The organism is Kutzneria sp. CA-103260 (assembly GCF_018263855.1).
GTDB lineage: Bacteria > Actinomycetota > Actinomycetes > Mycobacteriales > Pseudonocardiaceae > Kutzneria.
Genome location: NZ_CP073318.1, coordinates 10,829,608 through 10,853,177 on the forward strand (window position 1 = coordinate 10,829,608; position 23,570 = coordinate 10,853,177).

Genomic DNA, 23,570 nt, shown 5'->3' on the forward strand with positions numbered 1-23,570 from the left:
ACAGGCGTGGGCTCGACGGCTAACGGCGGCGGTGTCGTTGAGTCCCACAACCCGCGAGGCGGTGCCCGACGCACCGCCTCGCGGGTACCCACCCTTGGGGTCAGGGGCAGACCGCGTCCTGGCGTGTAAACGTTTTCGCGAGCAACGATCGTCACGGATGCCGGCACAGGGCGCAGAGAGGTCTGGAATGCAACTGGATGGAGTGCTGTTCTTCCCGGTGACCCCGTTCACCCCGGACGGGGAGGTCGCGGAGGACGTGCTGGCCGAGCACGTCAAGCACGGCGTCGCCGCCGGACCCGGCGGCGTGTTCGTGGCCTGCGGCACCGGTGAGTTCCACGCCCTGGAGCCCGACGAGTTCGAGCGCGCGGTGCGCGTCGCCGTCGAGGCCACCGCCGGCCGGGTGCCGGTGTTCGCCGGCGCCGGCGGCTCCGCCCCGCTGGCCCGCAAGTTCGCCGCCGCCGCCAAGCGCGCCGGCGCCGACGGCCTCCTGCTGCTGCCCCCGTACCTGGTCGGCTGCCCGGCCGGCGGGGTCGCCCGCTACGTCGCCGAGGTGGTCAACTCCACCGACCTGCCGGTGATCGTCTACCAGCGCAACAACGCCGTGTTCACGCCGGAGGCCGCGGTCGAGGTGGCCAAACTGCCCAACGTGATCGGCTTCAAGGACGGCCTCGGCGACCTGGACCTGATGCAGCGCATCGTGCTGTCGGTGCGGGAGAGCGTGGACAAGCCGTTCCAGTTCTTCAACGGCCTGCCCACGGCCGAGATGACCGTGCCGGCCTACCGGGGCATCGGCGTCGAGCTCTACAGCTCCGCGGTGTTCTGCTTCGCGCCGGAGATCTCGCTGGCGTTCTACCACGCCGTCACGGCCGGCGACACCGAGCGGGTCAACGCCCTGCTGCACGGCTTCTACAAGCCGCTGGTCGAGCTACGCGACAAGGTGCCGGGCTACGCGGTGTCCCTGGTCAAGGCGGCCGTCGTGCGCGGTGGGCTGGACGTGGGCGGCGTGCGGGCCCCGCTGCTGGACCCGACCGAGGAGCACCTGGCCGAGCTGGACCGGATCATCGACGCCGGACGGAAGCTGATCGCCTCATGAGGATCACCGAGATCGTCCTGACCCCGATCGCCTTCCGCGATCCGCCGCTGCTGAACTCCGTCGGCGTGCACGAGCCGCTGGCCCTGCGCACGATCGTCGAGATCCACACCGACGAGGGTGTCAGCGGTCTCGGCGAGACCTACGGCGACGCCGGGCACCTGGAGCGCACCCGCAAGGTCGTGCCGTCCCTGATCGGACTGGACGTCTACGACCTCAACGGCATGCACGCGGCGATCGCCGCGGCGCTGGGCGGCGTGATCGGCTCCGACCAGCACGGCCTGACCGGCCAGATGTCCAGCATCGGCACCGTGGACCGGGTCTTCTCCCCGTTCGAGGTGGCCTGCCTGGACATCCAGGGCAAGCACCAGGACCGGCCGGTCGTGGACCTGCTGGGCGGCAAGGTCCGTGACGCCGTGCCGTACAGCGCCTACCTGTTCTACAAGTGGGCCGGCCACCCCGGTCAGGAGCCCGACGAGTGGGGCGAGGCCCTGGACCCGGCCGGCGTGGTGGCCCAGGCCCGCAAGCTGATCGACGAGTACGGCTTCGGCTCGATCAAGCTCAAGGGCGGAGTCTTCCCGCCGGAGCAGGAGATCGAGGCCATCCGCGCGCTGCGCGAGGCGTTCCCGGACCACCCGCTGCGGCTGGACCCGAACGCGGTGTGGACGCCGGACACCTCGGTCAAGGTGGCCGAGCAGCTCGACGGCGTGCTGGAGTACCTCGAAGACCCGACGGCGGACATCGAGGGCATGGCCGAGGTGGCCGCCCGGGTGGAGATCCCGTTGGCCACCAACATGTGTGTGGTGTCCTTCGACCACCTGGCTCCCGCGGTCCGGCAGAACGCCATCCAGGTGCTGCTGTCCGACCACCACTACTGGGGCGGGCTCACCCGGTCCCGCAGCCTGGCGCTGCTGTGCGAGACCTTCGGCATCGGGCTGTCCATGCACTCCAACTCGCACCTGGGCATCAGCCTGGCCGCGATGACCCACCTGGCCGCCGCCACCCCGAACCTGCGCTACGCCTGTGACACGCACTACCCGTGGAACGCCGTCGACGACGTCGTGAAGCCGGGCGCACTGTCCTTCGTGGACGGTGCGGTGCCCGTGCCGAGCGGGCCCGGCCTGGGGGTCGAGCTCGATCGGGACGCGCTGGCCGTGGCGCACCAACGTTTCCTGGACACCGACATCCGCTCCCGTGACGACACGGGTTACATGCGGCGGGTCGATCCGTCGTACGAGAGGAAGAACCCCCGGTGGTGACCACGCTCGCCCACGCCTACCCGTGGGACCTGGTCGGTGACGAGGCCGCGGCCGAGCGGATCGCCGGCCTCGGTGTCGGCGCGGTCGCCCTGGCGGCGTCGTACCACACCACGCGGGCTGCCACCCCGCTGCACCCGCGGCACCGGATGATCGACGCCCGGCACGCGGCTTTGTACGTGCCGGTGCGGCCGGAAGCGTGGCAGGGCAAGCGACTTGTGCCGGCCGCACCGTCCTGGGTGGACGGTGACTCGTTCGGCGCGGCGGCGGAGAAGCTGCGCGCGGTGGGCCTGCCGGTGCACGCCTGGACCGTGCTCACGCACTCCAGCCGGCTCGGGGATGCGAACCCGGATCTGACTGTGCAGAACGCCTTCGGCGACCGCTACCCGTACGCCCTGTGTCCGGCGCAGGCGGATGTCGTGGAGTACTGCGAAACCCTGGTTGACGAGATTGTCCACAGTGGACCGTTGGACGGTGTGGTGCTGGAGGCCTGCGGGCCACTGGGCTTCATGCACGGCGGGCACCACGAGAAGACCGACGGCACCGACTGGTCGCCGGCGCAGCAGCAGCTGTTGTCCCTGTGCTTCTGCGTTGCCTGCGTCGGTCTTTACGGCGACGCCGGCATCGACGTGGTGCAGCTCCGGCAGGCCGTGAAGGCCGGGGTCGACGGCCGGGCCGAGAGCGTCCGCGCGGCGCTGGGGGAGCAGCTGGCCGACGCCGTCTCCGGTGTGCGGACCGGGCTTTCCCGTGGCCTGCGGCAGCTTCTGGTGGGTCGCGTGCGCGAGGCGCTGCCGGACGCGAAGATCGTCGCGCACGCCGCGGCCGACGAGTGGGCCACCGGCCCGTTCGCCACCGTGGCCGGCGGGGTCGACGCCGACGTGGACACCCTGACCTTCACCGCCTGGCCGGGGCCCGACGCCGCCCTGCCGGTGCTGAAGGCGCTACAGGGCATCACCGACAAGGCGCTCGCCGCGTACGTGCTGGCGCTGCCGCCCCGCCCCGTGGACGGCGCGGCGCTGGCCGCCGAATGGCAGCAGTACATCGACGCCGGCGCGTCCGAACTGCACGTGTACCACCCCGGGCTGGCCTCCCAGGGCCGGCTGGACGCGATCAAGGACGCGCTCGGCCGGCTGTGACAAGCTCCCCGGTGGTCGCCGATATTGCTCGGCGGCCACCGGGCGGCAGTATCATGAGCTGTCTGGGAGGTGACCACATGTCCGCTTCGGTCTCGTTCGACCCGCTCGTCGAGCTCGCCGGCATGTGGACGACGGAGCTGGCCGAGCGCTACCTCCCCGACCCCGGGCTGTTGCCGAGCAAGTACGAGTGCGTCGACGGGAACCTGATCTTGAGCCCGTACGAGGCGGGGCCGAACGTGTACGCCGCCGACGAGCTACGCGGCCTGTTCAAGACGCCGGCCCGGCAGGTCGGCCTGCGCGTCTACACGACCGTCAACCTTCAGATGACCGCGCAGCGGTGGATCCAGCCCGACATCACGGTGATGCGCTCGCCGGTGATGAGCACCTGGGCCCAGGCCGCCGACGCCGTCGTGGTGGGGGAGTTCGTGTCGCCCTCGTCCCGGCAGCGCGACCGGCTGGACAAGCCGGCCATGTGCGCCCGCGAGGGCATCCCGTACTACCTGCGGGGCGAGGTCGACCTGCGCACCGAGACCGCCACCCTGTGGTTCTACCGGCTGGCCGACGGCGAGTACCAGGAGGTCGCCGTGGCCCACACCGGCGGCACCTTCGAGATCGCCGAGCCGTTCCCGGTCGCCTTCGACCCGATCCAGCTGCTGGATCTCTAAACAGTCGCCCGCAGCTTCACGGCCCGCTGCTGGGTGATGAAGCGCTGGATGCCCAGGGTCACCGCCAGGTAGAGCACGATCGTCGACGAGCCGAGGCCGGCCGGCGCGCCCTGCCGCTCGGACAGGTAGTCGATGCCGAAGTGCAGGCCGACGGCGACCAGCCAGAGCACCAGCGTCAGCCAGGTCCCCTGCCGCCAGACGTCCTCGTCCTTGATCCAGAGCTTCGTGGTGTACGCCCGGAGCGTGCCGAACACCGCACCCGACACCAGGCCGGCGAGCAGCAACAGCACCACGATGGTCGTCGGCGGGTGGTTGGACACCACCGGATAGGCCTGGATGACTCCCACCACCAGCAGGATCACCGTCAGCCGCAGTGCGCCGTCCTCGCGCACCCGGCGGGGCTGGAGCTGGCGGTAGAGCAGCAGGGCCAGGACCGCGAGGCCGATCACCACGTTCACACCGACGGTCACGCCCGGGATCATCGCCGCCCGACAGCCTCGACGCCATCCGATTTGGGGGATGCAACCCAACGAGGTGGTCACTCCGTCCAACCGGCATGAAGGTACTGACCACGGTGGTTGGCGCGGGCGCGCTGGTGTTGGCGATAAGCGCCTGCGGCCAGACCCAGACGACGACCCAGCCCGGCAGTACCGGGAACGGCATCGCCCCGGCCGGCCAGGGCGGCAGCCTGCGTGACGTGCCCGCCGCCCAGATCGACTCCTCCCACCTGCCCGCCGGCTATCCCGCCCGCGTCCAGCTGGACGACAACGGCGCCGTGCTGACCGTCCAGGGCGAGGAGGGCGGGTGCGAGCACTCGTCGGCCGAGCTGAGCGCCCAGGACGCCACGTCCGTGCACGTGCTGCTGACACGCAACCTCGCCGACACCAATCGGGTCTGCACCAAGGAGCTGCGGCTGACGCAGCTGACCGTGCAGCTGGACAAGCCACTCGCCGACCGCAAGGTTGTGCTGGAACAGAGGACGGTGCGGTCATGACAGAGCCAACCTCCGGGCGCCTGGCCGGCTCGCCCCAGCCGGCCGGGCGCCGCCCCTACCTCAGAAGACTGCTCGGCGTCGGCCTCGCGGGCGCCGGGCTGGTGGCGTTCGCCGCGTGCGGGTCCGTCGCCACCACCAACACCGCTGCCTCCGCGCCGGCCGGCTCCTCTTCACCGACCGCCACCACGACGACGACACCGTCGCCCACGACCACCTCCGGCGCGATCCCGCCGTCGGCACCGACCTCGACGCCCCCGCCGCCTGACTCGCCGCCCGTGCAGGCCACCGGACCGACCGTGCCGCCGAGCCAGGTCAACTACTCCGCCGCCCCCGAGAACGTGCCGCAGACCGTGTGGCAGCAGGACGGCGGCAAGACGCTGGTGGTGATGGCCGAGCAGGGCGGCTGCGTGAAGGTGAACGCCCAGGTCACCAAGCAGACCGCCGACGAGGTCGACATCACCGTGCTCAGCGTCGCCGAGATGCACCGGGTTTGTCCGCTCTACGTCAGGAACATCCCCATCGCGGCCCATCTCGATGCGCCACTCGGCGGAAGGTTGGTCGTGCTGACCACTCAGACGGGGACGCAACACTAGCCACACCGCCGCCGAATATCCTCGTGCGGTCCCTGCCCGGCGGCAGGGGTCGGACAGGGACCGCACGAGGACCCCAACTCGGAGGCCAGGCGATGGCGCGCTTGCTCGGATGTCTGCTGCTGTGCGGCATGGCGGTGGTCGCCGTCCTCCGGCCCGTCTCCTCCGCCGCCGAGGCTGTGGTGCTCGGCGCGCTGATTGCCTGCCACCTGGCGGCTTTCCTGTTTGGGAAGCCGCACATCTCCGCGCTGGCAATGGGATTCGCCGCTTCGCTGCTGTGGCTCGACCTGGTCGTGGTGCTGCCGCCAGTGCCGTCATCCATTGGCCTGGCCGTGGTTTTCGCCGCTGCCGGTGCTCTTGGCACGTTGTGGATCACGCGGCGGCCGCTCCTGAGCCTGCACACCGCCGCCACCGCCGCGCTGTGCATCTCCGCCTTCGCGTGGCTGCTGCTGACCCACGGCCCCGCTCGCTTCGTGCCGGCCATCGCCGGGCCGAATCCGTTGGCACAGAGCCGGATCGAGACCCCCGACGGCTACTACTGGTTGCTGCTCATCGGCGCGGTGCTATCCCTTGCCCAGTGCGGCATCCAGCTCGTCGAACAGCGCCGTCGGCAGCGCGGTGCCGTGTCGGTCGGCGAGAACCGTCCAGTAGCGCCGGCCCAGTTCTGACGCGGCCCGCAGCGCCCGAGTCAATCCTTCCGGCGTCGCCTCGGTGGTCGCCGCCCGCAGCCCCGCCACGGCCTCGGCCGACAACTCCGCCTCGGCCCGTCGTGACGGCGTGAGCCAATGCTCGGTGGCGTTCTCGGCCAGGCGGGCCATCCACACCAGGTGCCGCTGGAGATGCCCCAGCGCGTCCCAGGCCCGCAGGAATTCACCCCGTGCCGTCAGGTGATGGGCCAGCACCAGCCAGTTCACGAACGGGTCGCAATACCGGGTGATGGCCTCCGACGGCGTATACCGCTGCGGCAGGGCCTCCAGCACGGGCGTGAGCGCCCCGCGGCGGTCCACCACGACCATCCGGTCCACCGCCGCCCCACGGGCCGGCCAGTCGGCCACCGTGGCGATTTCGGCGATCGTCACGAAGTGGAACTCGCCGCGCACCAGCCCCGGGAAGAACGCCACGTAGGTGCCGAACTCGTTGACCAGTCCGTGGCTGATCGGCGCGATGTCCGCGCACCACGACGCCGGATCGATCGCCGCCCGCCGCTGCGGCGTGAAGAACAGCCAGAACTCGATGTCGCTGTGCTCATCGGCCTCACCGGCGGCGAACGAGCCGTACATCAGGGCCGCGTCGAGTCCCTGATCGCCCACGCACTTGGCCCGCGCGCGGGCGATCAGGTCCGGCTGGTTCGGCATGGTTTCCCTAGCGGCGGAAGGAGATCTGCAGCGTCGGCGCGGACGTCTCGGAGAAGAAGTCGTTGCCCTTGTCGTCCACCACGATGAACGCCGGGAAGTCCTCCACCTCGATCTTCCACACCGCTTCCATGCCCAGCTCCGGGTACTCCAGGACCTCGACCTTGCGGATGCAGTCCTTGGCCAGGCGGGCCGCCGGGCCGCCGATGGAGCCCAGGTAGAAGCCGCCGTGGGCCTGGCAGGCGTCGGTGACCTGCCGGGACCGGTTGCCCTTGGCCAGCATCACCAGCGAGCCGCCGGCCGCCTGGAACTGCTCGACGTAGGAGTCCATCCGGCCGGCCGTGGTCGGGCCGAACGAGCCGGAGGCGTAGCCCTCCGGCGTCTTGGCCGGGCCGGCGTAGTAGACCGGGTGGTCCTTCAGGTACTGCGGCATCGGCTCGCCGGCGTCCAGCCGCTCCTTGATCTTGGCGTGGGCGATGTCGCGGGCCACCACCAACGGACCGCTCAGCGACAGCCGGGTCTTCACCGGCAGCGCCGCCAGGGTGCGGCGGATCTCGTCCATCGGCTGGTTGAGGTCGATCCGGACCACGTCGTCGGACAGCTGCTCGTCGTGCACCTCGGGCAGGAACTGGGCCGGGTCGTGCTCCAGCTGCTCCAGGAACACGCCGTCCGCGGTGATCTTGGCCTTGGCCTGGCGGTCGGCCGAGCAGGAGACGGCGATGCCGACCGGGCAGGACGCGCCGTGCCGGGGGAGCCGGATGACCCGCACGTCGTGGCAGAAGTACTTGCCGCCGAACTGCGCGCCGATGCCGAACTCGCGGGTCATGGCCAGGACCTGCTGCTCCAGGTCGGTGTCCCGGAACGCGCGGCCCTCGGCCGAGCCCTCGGTCGGCAGGTTGTCCAGGTAGCGGGCCGAGGCCAGCTTGGCCACCTTCAGGTTGTACTCGGCCGACGTGCCGCCCACCACGATGGCCAGGTGGTACGGCGGGCAGGCCGCCGTGCCCAGGGAGCGCAGCTTCTCGTCCAGGAACCGGGCCAGCCGCGTCGGGTTCAGCAGCGCCTTGGTCTCCTGGTACAGGAACGTCTTGTTGGCGCTGCCGCCGCCCTTGGCCATGAACAGGAACTCGTAGACCGGCTCCTGGCCCGCCTTGTGGTAGAGCTCGATCTGGGCCGGCAGGTTGGTGCCGGTGTTCTTCTCGTCCCAGAACGTCGTCGGCGACATCTGCGAGTAGCGCAGGTTGAGCTGCTGGTAGGCGTCGTGGATGCCCTCCGACAGCGCCGCCTCGTCGTCACCGCCGGTGAGCACCGTCTCCGTGCGCTTGCCGACCACGATCGCCGTGCCCGTGTCCTGGCACATCGGCAGCACCCCGCCGGCCGACACGCAGGCGTTGCGCAGCAGGTCGGTGGCCACGAACCGGTCGTTCCCGCTGGCCTCCGGGTCGTCGATGATCGACCGCAGCTGCCGCAGGTGGCTGGTCCGCAGCAGGTGCTGGATGTCCCGGATCGCCTCCCGGGCCAGCAGCCGCAGCGCCGCCGGCTCCACTTCGAGGAAGCGACGCCCCGCCACCTCGTGCACCCGGACCCCGTCCGGGCTGACCAGTCGGTACTCGGTTTCGGTGTCCTTGCCCAAGGGCAGCGGATCGACGTACTGGAACGACGAGGTGGTGGTCACGTCGGCGGGCTCCCTTGCACGCAACTCGGGTAACCCGCCCAACGCTACCGCCGCCGCACAGACGCCCAGCGCCATCCCCGGTGTGACGGCCGACATCACAAAAATCAGAAGGCCGGGGTGGCCCCCGGCCACCCCGACCTCCTGTCGGATGCGGTGACGAACCTCAGGTGATGGTTCGCACCGCGAAGCTTCTGTTGTGCGCTGTGAACTGTGCCGTGACACAGATCACAAGTCAAGACGGCTGTTCGGGTTAGCCGGCGTGCACCCGTGACCCGGAGTGCGAGGCCCCGCCGGTGCTTCGCACGGTTGGCGGATTTCGGCCGCCGCCACCCGACGCGCCCCACCACTGAGCTGGATGCGGCGGGCGAAATCCGGCAAGGGCGAGGCGTCGGCTACCTGGGGGCCGAGCCGCGACGCCGAAGGCGGCGCCATTAACTCGCGTAGGCGCGCAGGCGCTCGGCGCGGTCGCCCTGGCGGAGCTTGGACATGACCTCGCGCTCGATCTGGCGGACCCGCTCGCGGGACAGGCCGAAGCGCTTGCCGATCTGGTCGAGGGTGCGGGGCTGACCGTCCTCCAGGCCGTAGCGCAGCCGGATGACGGACTGCTCGCGCTCGTCCAGCGTGGCCAGCACGCGGCGCAGGTCGTCGGACAGCAGGCTGGAGATGACGGCGCTCTCGGCGTCGGTGGCCTCGGAGTCCTCGATGAAGTCGCCGAGCGGGGCGTCCTCGTCGGTGCCGACCGGCATGTCCAGGCTCACCGGGTCACGCGAGTGGTCGAGCAGGTCGGCGATCTTCGCCTCGGCGATGCCCGACTCCTTGGCGAGCTCCTCGTGGGTGGCCTCGCGGCCGAGCTGCTGGTGCAGGTCCCGCTTGATCCGGGCCAGCTTGTTCACCTGCTCCACCAGGTGGACGGGCAGCCGGATAGTGCGGCCCTGGTCGGCCATGCCCCGCGTGATGGCCTGCCGGATCCACCAGGTGGCGTACGTGGAGAACTTGAAGCCCTTGGTGTAGTCGAACTTCTCGACGGCCCTGATCAGACCGAGGTTGCCCTCCTGGATCAGGTCGAGCAGCGGCATGCCGCGCCCGGTGTAGCGCTTGGCCAGCGACACCACGAGCCGGAGGTTGGCCTCCAGCAGGTGGTTCTTGGCCCGCTCGCCGTCCCGCACGAGCTGGGTGAGCTCGGTCTTCCTGGTGGCGTCCAGCACCCGGGCGGTCTCGAGCATGTGCCGGGCGAACACGCCGGCCTCGATCCTCTTAGCCAGCCCCACCTCCTGCTCGGCGGTCAGCAGCTTGGTCTTGCCGATGCCGTTCAGGTAGACGCGCACGAGGTCGGCGGCAGGCCCCTGGGCGTCCAGATCGGCCTCGGGGCCGATCTGCGAGTCGATGGTCTGTGGGATGGTCACGGTGCTCCCTCCCCGGTCGCGGGCTGGTGTGTTGTCGCGTCACACACCGGCGCTGCGTTGCGCGGCGAGCCTTTCGGGCGAGGCACCCGGGTCGGGAATGCCTTGCGCTTGCTGGCTGGACACTGGTGAAAACGCGAGCGATCGCGAAATCGTTCCCGTGTTCTCACACCCTTCATGACGTGTCCACGGCCCGAGCGGTTGCCCTGAGAACCTGAGGTTTCCCTGAGAGAGAGCCACCTCCACCCGTTCAGCGGGCAACCGTCCCGGTGAAACGTGAAGTCCATGTTGGACGACTGAACCGAATCGGCCGCGCACACGTTTCCCAAGCCAGGAAACCCGGAATCATCACACTTCGACGAGCACCGTGAACGGACCGTCGTTCACGCTTTCCACCGCCATGTCGGCGCCGAACCGACCGGTGGCCACGGTGGCGCCCCGCGCACGCAGCGCGTCGACGACCGCGTCCACCAGCGGCTCGGCGACCGAGCCGGGGGCGGCCTTCGTCCACGTTGGACGGCGGCCCTTCCTGGTGTCGCCGTACAGCGTGAACTGGCTCACCACGAGCAGCGGAGCCCCTGTGCTGGCACAGGATTGCTCCTCGTCGAGTATCCGCAGCTCGTGCAGCTTGCGGGCCATGGTGTCGACCTGGTCGGCGCCATCCGAGTGGGTGATACCCAGTAACACCAACAGACCCGGCTCCTTGATCTCGCCGACCACCTCACCGGCGACGGTGACACTCGCCTTTGTCACCCGCATGACAACTGACCTCACGCGTCCGCCTCGCTGGCGCTCGCCGGACGCGCAAGGTCAGCCCCTGCGTTGAATGACGAGCTCGCAAGCTCGCTCGTGCCCGGCACAACCATGCCGTGCCGCACCAGATCGCGCATGATCGGCAACGCGGCGCGTTCGAGGTCGTCGACCGACTGGCCGTGCCCGTACGCCAGCAGGTGCAGGAGGTCACCCAGCGGCAGCGCGCCGCGACAGCCGGCGAGCAGCGCGGCCGCCAACTCGTCGACCTCGTGCTGCCAACCGGGTCCGTCGGTGCGGTGCAGCCGTCGCACCACCGACTCCCAGCCCTCGTCGCCCGGCTGCGACACCTCTTCCAGCATCACGGTCGGCGGCACGAGGAACCGCGTGGCCAGCAGTTCCTCGGCGGATCCGTGCTGCCGCAACCAACTCACCCGGTCCAGCCAGGCCGCGGCCTCCGGCCCCAGCGGATCGTCGAAGGCGTGCCGCAGGTCCTCGCAGACGATCTCGGGGTGTGACGCCGAGGTTCGACGCAGGGTGACGAAACCGAAGCCGACACCGAGAACATCGTTGCCCTCGAACCAGTCCAGCCACGCGGTGGCCTTGGCTCGGCCCTCCGCCGACCGCGGGTCGATGCCGGCGTCGCGCAGCCAAGTGCCCACGTACAGCGAGGGTTCGGCCACATCGCGCTGCACGAACCAGGCGTCGACGCCGCCGCGCGGCAGCCAGGACGCGACCCGGTCGGTCCAGTCCTCACCCTTGCGGTGCACCCAGGACGCCAGCAGCTGGCCGACGCCGCCCTCGTTGAGGAACGCCGGCAACTGCCGCACCACCAAGGCACTCGCGTCGTCGCCGGCCAGGCCGGAGTCGCGGTAGGTGTAGTCGACCCTCGCGGGTCCGACGACGAACGGGGGATTGCACACGACCTGGTCGAAGCGGCGGCCGGCGACCGGCTGGAACCACTCGCCGCGGGCCAGTTCCACGTCCAGCTCGTTGAGCCGGAATGTCGCGGAGGCAAGGGAAATCGCCCGTTCGGACAGGTCGGTGGCGGTGATCCGGTTGGCGTGCCGGGCAGCGTGCAGCGCCTGCACACCGCAGCCGGTGCCCAGGTCCAGCAACGTCTCCACGGGCCGCCGGGCCGTTGCGCGAGCAAGGCTCAGAGACGCGTGTCCGACGCCCAGCACGTGGTCCGGGCTCACGGGTGCGCCGCGCAGATCGGAGTCCTGGTCGGACACCACCCACCAGGAACCCTGATCGTCTCCGTACGGTCGAACGTCCAAGTCGGCGCGGAGGTTCCCGCTGTCCTCGCGCAGCAGGCCCTCGGCCACCGCGTCGGCCACCGACAGCGCGCCGAGCGCCGCCTGGGTCTCGGCCCGCGACGCGCTGTCGCCGAGCAGGAACACGCGGATCAGGGTGCCGAGCGGACCGCCGTCGGCGCTGGCCCGCCGGGCCGGCTCCGGCTCGCCACGGCCCAGTGCCGCGTGGGCTGGCGCGCCCAGCAGGTCGACGACCGCGTCCGGCTCGTAGCGGGCCTCGCGGAAGGCGTCCCGCAGCTGGTCACAGAACTTGTCGGAAAACACGACCGAAATGTTTGCACGGCCTTGGGGGCGTCTAGCATCTACCGGAGGAGGTGGTGTCGTGAAGGGCTCTGACCGGGACGACACGCCGGTTCTGATCACCGAGGCCGCGCCGTCGTACCAGGAGCAGGCCAAGGCTCGCAAGCGCAAATACATGATCATGATGTCGCTGCGCGTGCCCTGCCTGATCCTGGCCTGTGTGTTCATCCACGTGTGGTGGCTGGCCCTGCTGTTCCTGGTGTTGTCGATCCCGCTGCCGTGGGTGGCCGTGCTGATCGCCAACGACCGGCCGCCGCGCAAGCAGGAAGAGATCAACCGGTACAACGCGGAGAAGGCGGCCCGCCGGGCCCTGGAGCGCGAGGTCTCGACCGACAGCGCCCCGAACGGCGCGAAGCCGCCGACCCAGCCCCGCGCCATCGAGGGCTGAATATATGGCGCCGCCTTCGGCGTCGCGGCTCGGCCCCCGGGTAGCCGGTGTCTCGCCCTTGCCGGATTTCGGCCGCCGCATCCGGCTCGGGTGGGGCGTGCGTCGGGTGGCGGCGGCCGAAATCCGCCAACCGTGCGAAACACCGGCGGGGCCTCGCACACTCTGGAGTCGGCGGTCGAACTCCGGCAAGCGGACGAAACATCGGCGGGCCCGACCCGCGTACACCGTGGGGCCGGGCCGTCGAAGCATCAGGGCTGTGGCTGGGCCCCGACCCGGGACACGGCCGCCGAGCCGGCCGCGACCCCGGCCCGCAGCACGTCCAGCGGCGGCTGACCGCTGAGCCAGGCCGCCAGCAGGCCGGCGTCGAAGGCGTCGCCGGCGCCGGTGGAGTCGACGCACGTGGCCCGGACCGCCGGCACGTCCCAGCGGCCGATCCGGTCGACCCAGCTGGCCCCGTCGGGTCCGGTCGTCACAGCCACCGCGCCGACGTGGTCGAGCAGCCCCGCCGCCGCTGACGGGTCCCGGGACCCGGTCAGGGCCTCCAACTCGTCGGCGTTGGGCAGCAGCAGGTCGACGCCGGTGACGGCGGTCAGGAACGACATCGGCCCCTGCTGGGTGATGTGCAACGCCGCCTGCGGATCCACCGAGGTGGTGAGCCCCGCCCCGCGCGCCGCCGCCAACATCTCCAGCCCGGCCTCCCGCGACCTCGGGTCTAGCAGCACGTAACCCGAAAGGTGCAGGTGGCTGGCCGTCTCCAACAGGTTGACGGTCAGGTCCGAGCCGGCCAGCCGGGCGTTCGCACCCCGGTCGGCCAGCATGCTGCGCTGCCCGTCGTCGTCCACGAGCACGACGACGCAGCAGGTCGGCGCGGACGGGTCGACGGCCAGCGCGCACCGCACGCCGACGGTCTCCAGTTCGGACCGCACCTGCCGGCCGCCCATGTCGTCGCCGACCCGGCCGACCAGCACCGTGTCCACGCCGAACGAGGCCAGCCAGGCCGCCGTGTTCGCGCCGGCCCCGCCGACCGCCAGGGTGATGTCCGCCCGCGAGTCACCGGCGCACACGATCGGGCTGTGGTGCTTGGCGACGACGTCCAGCGCCGCGTCGCCGACCACGATGACCGTCATCGGGCCAGCTCCGCCTGCCCCAGCTCAACAGACACCTCGGCGGCCACCCGGGCGTTGGACAGCACCAGCTGCTCGTTGGTGTCCAGGCTCACGCCGTCGCTGGCCGTGTGGAAGTGCTCCAGCAGCACCGGCGTCACGTCCTTGCCGCGGACCTTGCGCGTGACCAGCAGCTCCAGGCCCTCGGCCAGCAGCCGGTCGTGCAGCTCACGGTCCATCTCGTGCTCCACCGGCACCGGGTTGGCCAGCAACACGCCCGACTGGCCCGGCGCGTACTCCCGGTGCGCCCGCACCGCCGCGGCCGCCTGCTTGGGGTCGTCCACCCGCCACGGCACGTCGAAGTCCGATTCACGCAGGTAGAACGCCGGGAAGCGGTCCGTGCGGTAGCCCAGCACCGGCACCGAGTTGGTCTCCAGCAGCTCCAGCGTCGCCCCGATGTCCAGCACCGACTTCACGCCCGAGCAGACCACCAGCACCGGCGTCTCGGCCAGCACCCCCAGGTCGGCCGACACGTCCCAGCTCTCCGAGGCGCCCCGGTGCACCCCGCCGAGGCCGCCGGTGGCGAACACCCCGATGCCCGCCGCCGCGGCCAGCGCCGCCGTGCCGGCCACCGTCGTCGCCCCGTCCCGGCCCAGCCCGATCGCCGGGCCCAGGTCCCGCCGGGACAGCTTCACCAGCCCCGCCGCCGGGTCGCACACCCGGTCCAGCTGCTTGTCGTCCAGGCCCACGACCGGGCGACCGTCCAGCACCGCGATCGTCGCCGGCACCGCCCCCGCGTCCCGCACGACCCGCTCCACCCGGGCCGCGACCTCCCGGTTGCGGCCCGGCGGCAGCCCGTGCGCCAGGATCGTGCTCTCCAGCGCGACGACGGCCCGGCCCTCGTTCAGTGCGGCCGCTACCTCTGGGCTGACCTGCGGTTGTGTACCCATCGTCTCCCGTTCCAGTGTCCAGCGTGTATCAGGCATCATGAATGAGTGAGCCCGATGACCCAGACGCTGCCCGACACCGACACCCGGCCGGAAGGCACCGACACCACCGGCGACGACACGCCGAAGATGTTCCACTACGTGCGCAAGGAGAAGATCGCGGAGAGCGCCGTGATGGGCACGCACGTGGTGGCCCTGTGCGGCGAGGTGTTCCCGGTCACCAAGTCGCCCAAGCCCGGCTCCCCGGTCTGCCCCGAGTGCAAGCGCATCTACGAGGCCATGAAGCAGTGACATGGCGCCGCCTCCGGCGTCGCGGCTCGGCCCCCGGGTAGCCGACGCCTCGCCCTTGCCGGATTTCGCCCGCCGCATCCGGCTCGGGCGGGGCGTGCGTAGGGTGGCGGCGGCCGAAATCCGCCAACCAGGCGAAGCATCGGCGGGGCCTCGCGGTGTGTTGGCGTGCAGGTAGCTACTTGCTCTGACGCCCTGCCGACGGACGCTTCAACTGCTCGGTGTCGTTGACGTCGGCGGGCGACGGGGCCTGCCACTTCTCGGTGACGTTCTTGAGCACCGATGACCCGTTGTTCAGCTCGGCGGTCTCCTGCTCCGGCTGGCTGTCGAGCCACTGCTTGGCCTGCTCGCCGGCGCGGATCTGCACCGCGGCCCGCTCCAGCTCCAGCCGGCGCCAGCGCCGCCGCTGCCGCCGGGTCATCTTGGCTGGCCACAGCTCCTCGATGGCGCTGTTGAAGTGCGCGCCGACGACGATGGCCATGCCGAGGAAGAAAGTGAACAGCAGGAAGGCGATGGGCGTGGCCAGCGCGCCGTAGGTGTAGCCGGTGGTGGTGATCCACCCGATGTAGAGCCGCAGCCCGATGCTGGACAGCAGGAACATCACCATCGCCAGCCCGGCTCCGGGCAGCCCCCGATGCCACGGCAGCTTGCGCGGCAGCGCCACCTTGTACAGCGTGGTCAGGGCCAGCACCAGCAGCACGGCCATCACCGGGTAGTAGAACGTGCTCAGCAGCTGCTGCACCAGCGGCCGCCACTGCCCGGGCACCACGGTGGCCAGCAGGTCCGGCCCCAGCGCCAGCACCGGCAGGCCGATCACCGCCAGCAGCAGCCCGACGACGTACATGAACAGCGCGAAGATCCGCTGCCACACCGGGTGCCGCACGTCGTGCTGCCCGTACGCCGCGGTGATGGCGTCCACGAACGAGGCCATCGCCGACGAACCGGCCCACAGCGAGATCAGGAAGCCGATGGAGGCCACCTCGGTGTGCGCGCCGGTGAGGATGCCGACCAGCGTCGGGGCGATGATTTGGTCCACCACGTTCTGACTGAATATGCTGTGGCAGAACGAAAGGATCTTGGTCTCGACGGCGGTGACGAGCTGCGGCCCGAACCAGTCGCCGACGAAGCTGAGCAGTCCGAGCAGACCCAGCAGCAGCGGCGGCAGCGACAGCGTCTGCCAGAACGCGGCCTCGGCGGCCTCGGAGAAGATGTCGCCGAACCAGGCCTTGGTGACCGTGCGCACCACGAGTCGCCACGGCCCCCGTTTGACCGGTGCGACCGCGCCGCTGTCCTGCTCAGGCTGCTGACCCATGGCACCCCAAAGCATGCGGCATCACCGGATCTTTGGCCGGACTGGCCCCCGAAACGTCATCTCGTGGCCATCCGCACAACCCATCGAGCGGTGCGTCCGGGGCCGATTCGGTAAGCTGCCCTCAGCCCTCAGGGAACCCCACCGTGAGGGCATTCGCACGTCATCGGCAGGTTGTCGCAGCTAGGGAGGGTGAACGGCGTTGACGGACACCCTCAACCCGACGACAACCGCGGCCCGGCCGCTGCGGGCCTGGCAGCGCCGGGCGCTGACCCGGTACCTGACCACCAAGCCGCAGGACTTCCTCGCGGTGGCCACGCCCGGCGCCGGCAAGACCACCTTCGGTCTGCGGGTCGCCGCCGAGCTGCTGGCCGACCGCACGGTGGAGCGGGTCACCATCGTCACGCCGACCGAGCACCTCAAGCACCAGTGGGCCAAGGCGGCGGCCGAGGCCGGCATCGCCATCGACTCCAACTTCCGCAACGGGGCCGGGCAGACCTCCAACGACTACAACGGCGTCGCGGTCACCTACGCCCAGGTCGCGGCCCATCCGACGCTGCACCGGGTACGCACCGAGAACCGCAAGACACTGGTGATCCTGGACGAGGTGCACCACGGCGGCGACGCGAAGTCCTGGGGCGACGCGATCCGCGAGGCGTTCACGCCGGCGGTGCGCCGGCTGGCCCTGACCGGCACCCCGTTCCGCAGCGACGACAGCCCGATCCCGTTCGTCAACTACGAGCCCGACGGCGCGGGCCAGATGCGCAGCCGCGCGGATCACTCGTACGGGTACTCCGACGCGCTGCGGGACGGCGTGGTGCGGCCGGTGCTGTTCCTCGCCTACTCGGGTGAAGCCAGCTGGCGCACCGGTGCGGGTGAGGAATTCACCGCCCGACTGGGTGAACCGCTGACCCAGGAGCAGACCGCCCGGGCCTGGCGGACCGCGCTGGACCCGACCGGCGAGTGGATGCCGGCCGTGATCAGCGCCGCCGACCAGCGGCTCAACCAGGTGCGCCAGTCGATTCCGGACGCCGGGGCCATGGTGCTGGCCTCCGACCAGGAGTCGGCCAAGGCCTACGCCGAGATCATCACGCGGCTGACCGGCGAGCCGCCGACGGTCGTGCTCTCCGACGACCCCAAGGCCACCGGCCGGATCGCCGAGTACTCGGCCACCACGGCCCGCTGGCTGGTCGCGGTCCGGATGGTGAGTGAGGGCGTCGACGTGCCCCGGCTGGCCGTCGGCGTGTACGCCACCAGCTCGTCCACGCCGCTGTTCTTCGCCCAGGCGATCGGCCGCTTCGTGCGGTCCCGGCGGCCCGGCGAGACGGCCAGCGTGTTCCTGCCCAGCGTGCCGGTGCTGCTCCAGCTGGCCAGCGAGCTGGAGGCCGAGCGCGACCACGTGCTGGGCAAGCCCCACCGGGAGAAGGACGGCTGGGACGACGAGCTGCTCTCCGACGCCAACCGCACCAAGGACGAGGACGGCGAGGAGGAGAAGGGCTACACCTCGCTGGGCGCCTCGGCCGAGCTGGACCAGTTGATCTTCGACGGCAACTCGTTCGGCACCGCGGCCATGGTCGGCACCGAGGAGGAGCAGGACTACCTGGGCCTGCCCGGCCTGCTGGAGCCCGACCAGGTGCGCACGCTGCTGCGCCAGCGGCAGGCCAAGCAGCTGGCCGACGTGTCCGCGCGCAAGGCGACCGAGCCGGAGCCCGTGGCCCAGCAGCCGGCCCGCGCCCGCACCACCCAGGAGCGGCTGGCCGAGCTGCGGCGCGAGCTGAACACCCTGGTGTCGATGCACCACCACCGGACCAAGAAGCCGCACGGCAAGATCCACAGCGAGCTGCGCGCCTACTGCGGCGGTCCGCCGACCGCGATGGCGTCGGTCGAGCAGCTCGAGGAACGCATCGCGACGCTGCGCTCCTGGTGACCCCGCGCCCGGTGACTCCGGGCTCACACCGGCGTGTGGTCTAGACCGCACGACCGGATGGGGGCAGGGCAGTTGGTAGCGCTCTCATACCTGTCCGTAGTTGGACCGGTGATCCTTTTGACGCAGGCCCGGCGGCCAACCGTGCAAGCCGTCGCCGTGCGTTCACCCCAATTTAGTCACAATGCGTAGTTGACAGGCGGCCTTTCGGTGTAGCGGCGGCCTTCCGGTTACCGGGCCGTTGCCGCATCGTGTCGGCAGAACTGAACTTAACCGCTTCACCCCACTTTCGGCGGGTGCTCCGGGGGCATATGTTCTGCGCCACAACATTTTCGCGGGCTCCTGGAGTGACCCGCGCCACGATGAAGGGAACAGCCGGATGCGGAGCAGAACTCTCGCCGTGCTCGCCGCGAGCACCGGGCTCGCGCTGGCGGTCACCGCGTGTGGAGCCAACAGCAGCACCGGGAGCGGCGGCGCCAGCACCTCGGCTGGCAGCTCGAGCAGCAACGGCGCCAAGGTCGGCGTGATCCTGCCGGAGACCACCACCTCCGCCCGCTGGGAGGGTTTCGACCACCCGCTGCTGGAGCAGAAGCTGAAGGCCCAGGGCTTCGACCCGATCATCCAGAACGCGCAGGGTGACGACCAGAAGGTCTCGCAGCTGGCCGACCAGATGCTCAGCCAGGGCGTCAAGGTGCTGATCCTGGCCTCGACCACCGGCGCCGTCGGCGCCGCGGTGGAGCAGAAGGCCAAGGCCCAGGGCGTGCCGGTCATCGACTACGACCGCCTCAACGCCGGCGGCAGCGCCGACTACTACGTGTCCTTCGACAACGTCCAGGTGGGCAAGCTCCAGGGCCAGGCCCTGGCCGACTCGCTGAAGGACAAGAAGGGCGCGAGCGTCATCGAGATCGAGGGCGCGGCGACCGACAACAACGCCACGCTGTTCCACGACGGCCAGGAGCAGGTCCTCAAGCCGCTGTACGACAACAGCACGCTGAAGCTGCTCAACAGCCAGTTCATCGACAAGTGGGACAACCAGACCGGTGGCCAGGTCTTCGAGCAGTTCCTGACCTCGGCCGGCGGCAAGGTCGACGGCGTGCTCGCGGCCAACGACGGCCTGGCCGGCGCGGTCATCAACATCCTCAAGAAGAACAGCCTCAACGGCAAGGTCCCGGTCACCGGCCAGGACGCCACCGCCGACGGCCTCAAGGCCATCCTGCGCGGCGACCAGTACATGACCGTGTACAAGCCGATCGACCAGGAGGCCGACGCGGCCGCCAAGCTGGCCACCGCGCTGCTGAAGAACAGCGCCGCGGACGCCGACAAGATCGCCACCCAGACGGTGACCGACCCGACGACCAAGCGCCAGGTCAAGTCCCTGCTGCTGACGCCGCAGTCGATCACCAAGGACAAGGTCAAGGACGTCATCGCGGCCGGCGCCGTCAAGAAGGAAGACGTGTGCACCGGCGACGTGGCCCCGCTCTGCGCGGCCGCGGGCATCAACTGACCCGCTGACGGCGCATCCCAAGGCCGCCGCCGCGGCCGCCCCGGACCCCCGACCCGGGCCGGCCGCGGCGGCTTCCCATGCCCGACACCCCCGCCGCCGACGGGAGCGGGCAGTGACAGTCTGGAGTACATCCCCATGACCGAGCCGATCCTCGAACTGCGCGGGATCAACAAGAGCTTCGGGCCCGTCCACGTGCTGCACGACGTGAACCTGGCGATCCGCCCCGGCGAGGTGACCGCGCTCGTCGGCGACAACGGCGCCGGCAAGTCCACGGTGGTCAAGTGCATCGCCGGCATCCACGGCATCGACTCCGGTGAGGTGCTGTTCAACGGCGAGCCGGTGCACATCAACGGCCCGCGCGAGGCCGCCGCGTACGGCATCGAGGTCGTCTACCAGGACCTCGCGCTGTGCGACAACCTCGACATCGTCCAGAACATGTTCCTCGGCCGCGAGCGCGGCAAGTACGGCATGCTCGACGAGTCCGACATGGAGCAGGCCGCCCGCGAGACGCTGGCCTCGCTGTCGGTGCGCACGGTCAAGTCGGTGCGCACGCTGGTCGCGTCGCTGTCCGGCGGCCAGCGGCAGACCGTCGCCATCGCCAAGGCCGTGCTGTGGGACAGCAAGGTCGTGCTGCTGGACGAGCCGACCGCCGCGCTGGGCGTGGCCCAGACCCGCCAGGTGCTCGACCTGGTGCGCCGGCTGGCCGACCAGGGCCTGGGTGTGGTGCTGATCAGCCACAACATGAACGACGTCTTCGAGGTCGCGGACAACGTCGCGACGCTCTACCTCGGCCGCATGGTCGCCCAGCTGCCGACCAAGAGCCTGACCAACACGCAGGTCGTCGAGCTGATCACCGCCGGCCGGTCCGGCGACATCGGCCTGGCCAAGCCCGAAGTCGCCACGGTCTGAACTGCAAGGGATCGCTTCGAAATGACTGACACACCCGCCGCCGCCCCGCCGTCGGACCAGAAGCCGGCCGCGCAGGAGCAGGCCGTCGCCGACTTCGGCATCGACACCACCCGGCGTTCCACCGCCCAGGCGCTGCGCGACTACGTCGACCGCGTCCGCGGCGGCGAGCTCGGCTCGCTGCCGGCCCTGTTCGGCCTGGTCGTGCTGGTGATCGTGTTCGCCGCCGCGTCCAGCTCGTTCCTCACCCTGAACAACATCGCCAACCTGCTCGCGCAGAGCGCCGGCGTCACCATCATCTCGATGGGCCTGGTGTTCGTGCTGCTGCTCGGCGAGATCGACCTGTCCGCCGGCACCGGGTCCGGCGTCGCCGCCGCCGTGCTGGCACTGCACTACGTCAAGGGCGGCAACCTGCTGGCCGGCATGGGCGACACCGTCTTCGACGCGTTCGCGGTCGGCTGCGTGATCGCCATCGTGGTCTCCGTCTGGCAGCGCATCTGGCCCGGCGCCGTGCTGTCCCTGGTCGCGCTGCTGCTGATGGTGCTCGGGGTGCCGGCCAACCCGTGGATCGAGATGCTGCTGGCGGTCTGTGTCGGCACGGTCATCGGCTGCCTCACCGGCGTGATGATCTCCAAGATCGGCATCCCGTCGTTCGTCGTGACCCTGGCGCTGTTCCTGGCCTGGGGCGGCGTGATCCTGAAGCTGATCGGCGACGGCGGCACGCTGTCCATCAGCAACGACCCGGTGCTGTTCGGCGTGGCCAACAACAACCTGGACACCCTGGGCAGCTGGATCCTGTTCGTGATCTTCGCCGGCGGCTACGCGGCCGTGGTGCTGTTCCGGCACTTCGGGCGGGTCCGCCGCGGCCTGGTGGCCCAGCCGACCACGCTGATGATGATCAAGGTCGGCGCGGTGGTCGTGCTCGGCGCGGTGGCCACCTACCTGCTCACGCTCAACCGCTCGCCCAACCCGGACCGGGTCACCATCTCCGGTGTGCCCTACGTGGTGCCGATCATCCTGGTGCTGCTGGTGGCCGGCACCTTCGTGCTGGACCGGACCAAGTACGGCCGGCACATCTACGCCGTCGGCGGCAACGCCGAGGCGGCCCGCCGCGCCGGCATCAACGTGCCCAAGATCCGGATGAGCGTGTTCGTGATCGCCTCCACCGTGTCCGCGGTCGGCGCCATCGTCTACTCGTCCAAGGTCGGCTCGGTCGACCCGAACGCCGGTGGCGGCAACGTGCTGCTGTTCGCCGTCGGCGCCGCGGTCATCGGCGGCACGTCGCTGTTCGGCGGCAAGGGCCGGATCTCCAACGCCATCATCGGTGGTTTCGTGATCGCGATCGTCAGCAACGGCCTGGGCCTGCTCGGCCAGCCCGCCGCCGTGGTCAGCATCGTCACCGGCGTGGTGCTGCTGCTGGCCGCCACCGTCGACGCGGTGTCGCGCCGGCGGGCCAAGGCGACCGGTCACTAGCAGCTCCGACGGGGCACGAAGGGGTGTGCGGTGAGCGGTCCGCCAACCGCGGGTACACGTCCCGACGAGGTCCGCAGGCACAACCGGACCGCCCTGCTGCGCCGCCTGCACGTCGGCGGGCCGTGCACCAGGGCGGAACTGGCCGCTGAGCTGGGGCTCAACCGGAGCACGATCAAGGCTCTGGTGGACGGCCTGGCCGACGCCGGCGTGGTGGTCGAGCAGGTCTCGGCCAAGCGCACCGGCGCCGGCCGGCCGTCGCTGCTGGTGCTGCCGCAGCCGCGGTCGCTGTGGGTGCTGGCCGTCGACGTCGGCGTGGAGCAGACCACGGTGGCCGCCGTCGGCTTCGGCGGCGAGGTGCTCGGCACCCGGGGCTGGACGCTGCCCCGGGGCGCCGGGTCGCCCGACGACCTGCTGGCCAAGGTCGGCACCGCCGGCCGTCGGCTGGCCGAGCGGATCGGGTCCGAGCCGGTCGGGGTTGGCGTGTCGGTGCCCGGCGTCGTCCGGCGGGACGGTTTCGTGCACGAGGCGCCCAACCTGCACTGGGCCGGCGTGCCGGTGGGGGAGCGGCTGTCCGCCGCCCTGCACCGGCCGGTGCTGGTCGGCAACGACGCCGAGCTCGGGGCGCTGGCCGAGCACACCCGCGGCGTGGCCACCGAGGCCGCCGACATGGTGTTCGTGTCGGTGGACGTCGGGGTCGGCGGCGGGGTCATCTCCGAGCGGGCCGCCCTGCGCGGCAGCGGGGGTTACGTCGGCGAGCTCGGGCACATGGTCGTGCGGCCCGACGGGCGGCCCTGCTACTGCGGCTGCCAGGGCTGCTGGGAGACCGAGGTCGGCGAGGACGCCCTGTGCCGGGCGCTGGGCATCCCCGAGAGCTCGCCGCGGGAGGCCGTCGTCGGCGAGCTGCGTGCCCTGGCCGACGAGCCCCAGGCGGCGCTGAGCCGTCTTCGGGAGTTCACCGACTGGCTGGGCATCGGCCTGATCAACATCGTCAACCTGCTGGGGCCGCAGCTGGTGGTGCTGGGCGACCTGCTGGCCGCCCTGCCCGACGCCGTCGTCAACGAGGCCGCCGAGACCGTGCGGGAGCGCAGCCTGGTCAGCCGGGCCGTCGGCGGCATCCAGATCGTGGCCTCCCCACTGGGCAAGGAAGCCAAGATCATCGGCGCCGCCGAGCTGGCCTTCCAACAGGCCCTATCCGGCTAGCGACTTG

23 protein-coding genes are annotated in these 23,570 nt (G+C 70.8%); 14 read left to right on the top strand and 9 right to left on the bottom strand.

What is annotated here, in order from left to right; translation table 11 throughout:
* The first annotated feature begins 187 nt into the window (after positions 1 to 187).
* The 4 genes from JJ691_RS48615 to JJ691_RS48630 all read left to right on the top strand — a co-directional run bounded on the left by JJ691_RS48615 (position 188) and on the right by JJ691_RS48630 (position 4,147).
* A complete protein-coding gene (locus JJ691_RS48615; protein ID WP_211766131.1) occupies positions 188 to 1,093 on the top strand; it encodes a 5-dehydro-4-deoxyglucarate dehydratase in 906 nt (301 codons plus the stop codon).
* A complete protein-coding gene (locus JJ691_RS48620; RefSeq protein WP_211766132.1) occupies positions 1,090 to 2,349 on the top strand; it encodes a glucarate dehydratase family protein in 1,260 nt (419 codons plus the stop codon). Before JJ691_RS48615 ends, JJ691_RS48620 begins: the two co-directional genes overlap by 4 nt.
* Positions 2,346 to 3,482, top strand: coding sequence for a hypothetical protein (locus JJ691_RS48625; RefSeq protein WP_249227517.1), 1,137 nt, complete (start codon positions 2,346 to 2,348; stop codon positions 3,480 to 3,482). Before JJ691_RS48620 ends, JJ691_RS48625 begins: the two co-directional genes overlap by 4 nt.
* 77 nt (positions 3,483 to 3,559) lie before the next feature.
* Positions 3,560 to 4,147, top strand: a complete 588-nt coding sequence (locus JJ691_RS48630) for a Uma2 family endonuclease (RefSeq protein ID WP_211766134.1) — start codon at positions 3,560 to 3,562, stop codon at positions 4,145 to 4,147.
* Here JJ691_RS48630 and JJ691_RS48635 read toward each other — a convergent pair.
* Positions 4,144 to 4,617 carry a DUF1453 family protein gene (locus tag JJ691_RS48635; protein WP_211766135.1) on the bottom strand — a complete coding sequence of 158 codons (474 nt, stop codon included), beginning with the start codon at positions 4,615 to 4,617 and terminating at the stop codon, positions 4,144 to 4,146. The genes JJ691_RS48630 and JJ691_RS48635 overlap by 4 nt on opposite strands.
* An 86-nt stretch (positions 4,618 to 4,703) precedes the next feature.
* Here JJ691_RS48635 and JJ691_RS48640 point away from each other — a divergent pair, with 86 nt between their 5' ends.
* From JJ691_RS48640 to JJ691_RS48650, 3 genes are all read left to right on the top strand, one after another.
* Positions 4,704 to 5,141, top strand: coding sequence for a hypothetical protein (locus JJ691_RS48640; protein WP_211766136.1), 438 nt, complete (start codon positions 4,704 to 4,706; stop codon positions 5,139 to 5,141).
* Positions 5,138 to 5,734, top strand: coding sequence for a hypothetical protein (locus tag JJ691_RS48645; protein WP_211766137.1), 597 nt, complete (start codon positions 5,138 to 5,140; stop codon positions 5,732 to 5,734). The genes JJ691_RS48640 and JJ691_RS48645 overlap by 4 nt, the downstream gene beginning before the upstream one ends.
* A 92-nt stretch (positions 5,735 to 5,826) precedes the next feature.
* Positions 5,827 to 6,399, top strand: a complete 573-nt coding sequence (locus JJ691_RS48650; RefSeq protein ID WP_211766138.1) for a hypothetical protein — start codon at positions 5,827 to 5,829, stop codon at positions 6,397 to 6,399.
* Here the strand turns inward: JJ691_RS48650 and JJ691_RS48655 are convergent.
* The 5 genes from JJ691_RS48655 to JJ691_RS48675 form a co-directional block, all read right to left on the bottom strand.
* Positions 6,295 to 7,086, bottom strand: a complete 792-nt coding sequence (locus tag JJ691_RS48655) for a hypothetical protein (RefSeq protein WP_211766139.1) — start codon at positions 7,084 to 7,086, stop codon at positions 6,295 to 6,297. The two genes, JJ691_RS48650 and JJ691_RS48655, sit on opposite strands and share 105 nt — an antisense overlap.
* A 7-nt stretch (positions 7,087 to 7,093) precedes the next feature.
* Entirely contained in the window at positions 7,094 to 8,755 is a 1,662-nt protein-coding gene (locus JJ691_RS48660) for a fumarate hydratase (protein ID WP_249227518.1), read from the bottom strand.
* Between the two features lie 431 nt (positions 8,756 to 9,186).
* Positions 9,187 to 10,158 carry a sigma-70 family RNA polymerase sigma factor gene (locus JJ691_RS48665; protein ID WP_211766140.1) on the bottom strand — a complete coding sequence of 324 codons (972 nt, stop codon included), beginning with the start codon at positions 10,156 to 10,158 and terminating at the stop codon, positions 9,187 to 9,189.
* Positions 10,159 to 10,503: 345 nt separating this feature from the next.
* Positions 10,504 to 10,929, bottom strand: a complete 426-nt coding sequence (dtd, locus tag JJ691_RS48670; RefSeq protein WP_211766141.1) for a D-aminoacyl-tRNA deacylase — start codon at positions 10,927 to 10,929, stop codon at positions 10,504 to 10,506.
* On the bottom strand, positions 10,926 to 12,485 hold the full coding sequence (locus tag JJ691_RS48675) for a DUF7782 domain-containing protein (protein WP_442912573.1): 1,560 nt from the start codon (positions 12,483 to 12,485) through the stop codon (positions 10,926 to 10,928). Before JJ691_RS48675 ends, dtd begins: the two co-directional genes overlap by 4 nt.
* Positions 12,486 to 12,492: 7 nt before the next feature.
* Here JJ691_RS48675 and JJ691_RS48680 point away from each other — a divergent pair, with 7 nt between their 5' ends.
* On the top strand, positions 12,493 to 12,909 hold the full coding sequence (locus tag JJ691_RS48680; protein WP_442912574.1) for a DUF3099 domain-containing protein: 417 nt from the start codon (positions 12,493 to 12,495) through the stop codon (positions 12,907 to 12,909).
* 248 nt (positions 12,910 to 13,157) lie between these two features.
* On the opposite strand, the gene JJ691_RS48685 is transcribed toward JJ691_RS48680, so the two are convergent.
* Both JJ691_RS48685 and JJ691_RS48690 read right to left on the bottom strand, forming a co-directional pair.
* Positions 13,158 to 14,036: a carbohydrate kinase family protein gene (locus JJ691_RS48685; RefSeq protein WP_211766142.1), complete on the bottom strand. Its 879-nt coding sequence runs from the start codon at positions 14,034 to 14,036 to the stop codon at positions 13,158 to 13,160.
* Positions 14,033 to 14,962 carry a pseudouridine-5'-phosphate glycosidase gene (locus JJ691_RS48690; RefSeq protein WP_211766143.1) on the bottom strand — a complete coding sequence of 310 codons (930 nt, stop codon included), beginning with the start codon at positions 14,960 to 14,962 and terminating at the stop codon, positions 14,033 to 14,035. Before JJ691_RS48690 ends, JJ691_RS48685 begins: the two co-directional genes overlap by 4 nt.
* A 54-nt stretch (positions 14,963 to 15,016) precedes the next feature.
* Between JJ691_RS48690 and JJ691_RS48695 the strand changes: the two genes are divergently transcribed.
* A complete protein-coding gene (locus tag JJ691_RS48695) occupies positions 15,017 to 15,250 on the top strand; it encodes a DUF3039 domain-containing protein (protein ID WP_211772213.1) in 234 nt (77 codons plus the stop codon).
* Between the two features lie 175 nt (positions 15,251 to 15,425).
* On the opposite strand, the gene JJ691_RS48700 is transcribed toward JJ691_RS48695, so the two are convergent.
* The gene (locus JJ691_RS48700) at positions 15,426 to 16,574 is read right to left on the bottom strand and encodes a YihY/virulence factor BrkB family protein (RefSeq protein ID WP_442912575.1); all 1,149 of its coding nucleotides are present in this window, start codon (positions 16,572 to 16,574) and stop codon (positions 15,426 to 15,428) included.
* Positions 16,575 to 16,758: 184 nt separating this feature from the next.
* Here JJ691_RS48700 and JJ691_RS48705 point away from each other — a divergent pair, with 184 nt between their 5' ends.
* The 5 genes from JJ691_RS48705 (at position 16,759) to JJ691_RS48725 (ending at position 23,563) form a co-directional block, all read left to right on the top strand.
* Entirely contained in the window at positions 16,759 to 18,483 is a 1,725-nt protein-coding gene (locus JJ691_RS48705) for a DEAD/DEAH box helicase (RefSeq protein WP_211766145.1), read from the top strand.
* A gap of 376 nt (positions 18,484 to 18,859) precedes the next feature.
* Positions 18,860 to 19,984 (top strand): sugar ABC transporter substrate-binding protein, encoded by a 1,125-nt coding sequence (locus tag JJ691_RS48710; protein WP_211766146.1) that lies wholly within the window; start codon positions 18,860 to 18,862, stop codon positions 19,982 to 19,984.
* Positions 19,985 to 20,119: 135 nt separating this feature from the next.
* Positions 20,120 to 20,893 carry an ATP-binding cassette domain-containing protein gene (locus JJ691_RS48715; protein WP_211766147.1) on the top strand — a complete coding sequence of 258 codons (774 nt, stop codon included), beginning with the start codon at positions 20,120 to 20,122 and terminating at the stop codon, positions 20,891 to 20,893.
* 21 nt (positions 20,894 to 20,914) lie between these two features.
* Positions 20,915 to 22,363, top strand: a complete 1,449-nt coding sequence (locus JJ691_RS48720; RefSeq protein WP_211766148.1) for a sugar ABC transporter permease — start codon at positions 20,915 to 20,917, stop codon at positions 22,361 to 22,363.
* A 30-nt stretch (positions 22,364 to 22,393) separates the two neighbouring features.
* Positions 22,394 to 23,563, top strand: coding sequence for an ROK family transcriptional regulator (locus JJ691_RS48725; RefSeq protein ID WP_211766149.1), 1,170 nt, complete (start codon positions 22,394 to 22,396; stop codon positions 23,561 to 23,563).
* Positions 23,564 to 23,570: the final 7 nt, after the last annotated feature.

Coding starts and splice junctions, on each gene's coding strand:
- JJ691_RS48630 (WP_211766134.1), top strand. CDS start 3,560: ATGTCCGCTTCGGTCTCGTTCGACCCGCTCGTCGAGCTCGCCGGCATG.
- JJ691_RS48650 (WP_211766138.1), top strand. CDS start 5,827: ATGGCGCGCTTGCTCGGATGTCTGCTGCTGTGCGGCATGGCGGTGGTC.
- JJ691_RS48680 (WP_442912574.1), top strand. CDS start 12,493: ATGTTTGCACGGCCTTGGGGGCGTCTAGCATCTACCGGAGGAGGTGGT.
- JJ691_RS48685 (WP_211766142.1), bottom strand. CDS start 14,036: ATGACGGTCATCGTGGTCGGCGACGCGGCGCTGGACGTCGTCGCCAAG.
- JJ691_RS48710 (WP_211766146.1), top strand. CDS start 18,860: ATGCGGAGCAGAACTCTCGCCGTGCTCGCCGCGAGCACCGGGCTCGCG.
- JJ691_RS48615 (WP_211766131.1), top strand. CDS start 188: ATGCAACTGGATGGAGTGCTGTTCTTCCCGGTGACCCCGTTCACCCCG.
- JJ691_RS48645 (WP_211766137.1), top strand. CDS start 5,138: ATGACAGAGCCAACCTCCGGGCGCCTGGCCGGCTCGCCCCAGCCGGCC.
- JJ691_RS48655 (WP_211766139.1), bottom strand. CDS start 7,086: ATGCCGAACCAGCCGGACCTGATCGCCCGCGCGCGGGCCAAGTGCGTG.
- JJ691_RS48640 (WP_211766136.1), top strand. CDS start 4,704: ATGAAGGTACTGACCACGGTGGTTGGCGCGGGCGCGCTGGTGTTGGCG.
- JJ691_RS48715 (WP_211766147.1), top strand. CDS start 20,120: ATGACCGAGCCGATCCTCGAACTGCGCGGGATCAACAAGAGCTTCGGG.
- JJ691_RS48620 (WP_211766132.1), top strand. CDS start 1,090: ATGAGGATCACCGAGATCGTCCTGACCCCGATCGCCTTCCGCGATCCG.
- JJ691_RS48690 (WP_211766143.1), bottom strand. CDS start 14,962: ATGGGTACACAACCGCAGGTCAGCCCAGAGGTAGCGGCCGCACTGAAC.
- JJ691_RS48695 (WP_211772213.1), top strand. CDS start 15,017: ATGACCCAGACGCTGCCCGACACCGACACCCGGCCGGAAGGCACCGAC.
- JJ691_RS48720 (WP_211766148.1), top strand. CDS start 20,915: ATGACTGACACACCCGCCGCCGCCCCGCCGTCGGACCAGAAGCCGGCC.
- JJ691_RS48700 (WP_442912575.1), bottom strand. CDS start 16,574: ATGCTTTGGGGTGCCATGGGTCAGCAGCCTGAGCAGGACAGCGGCGCG.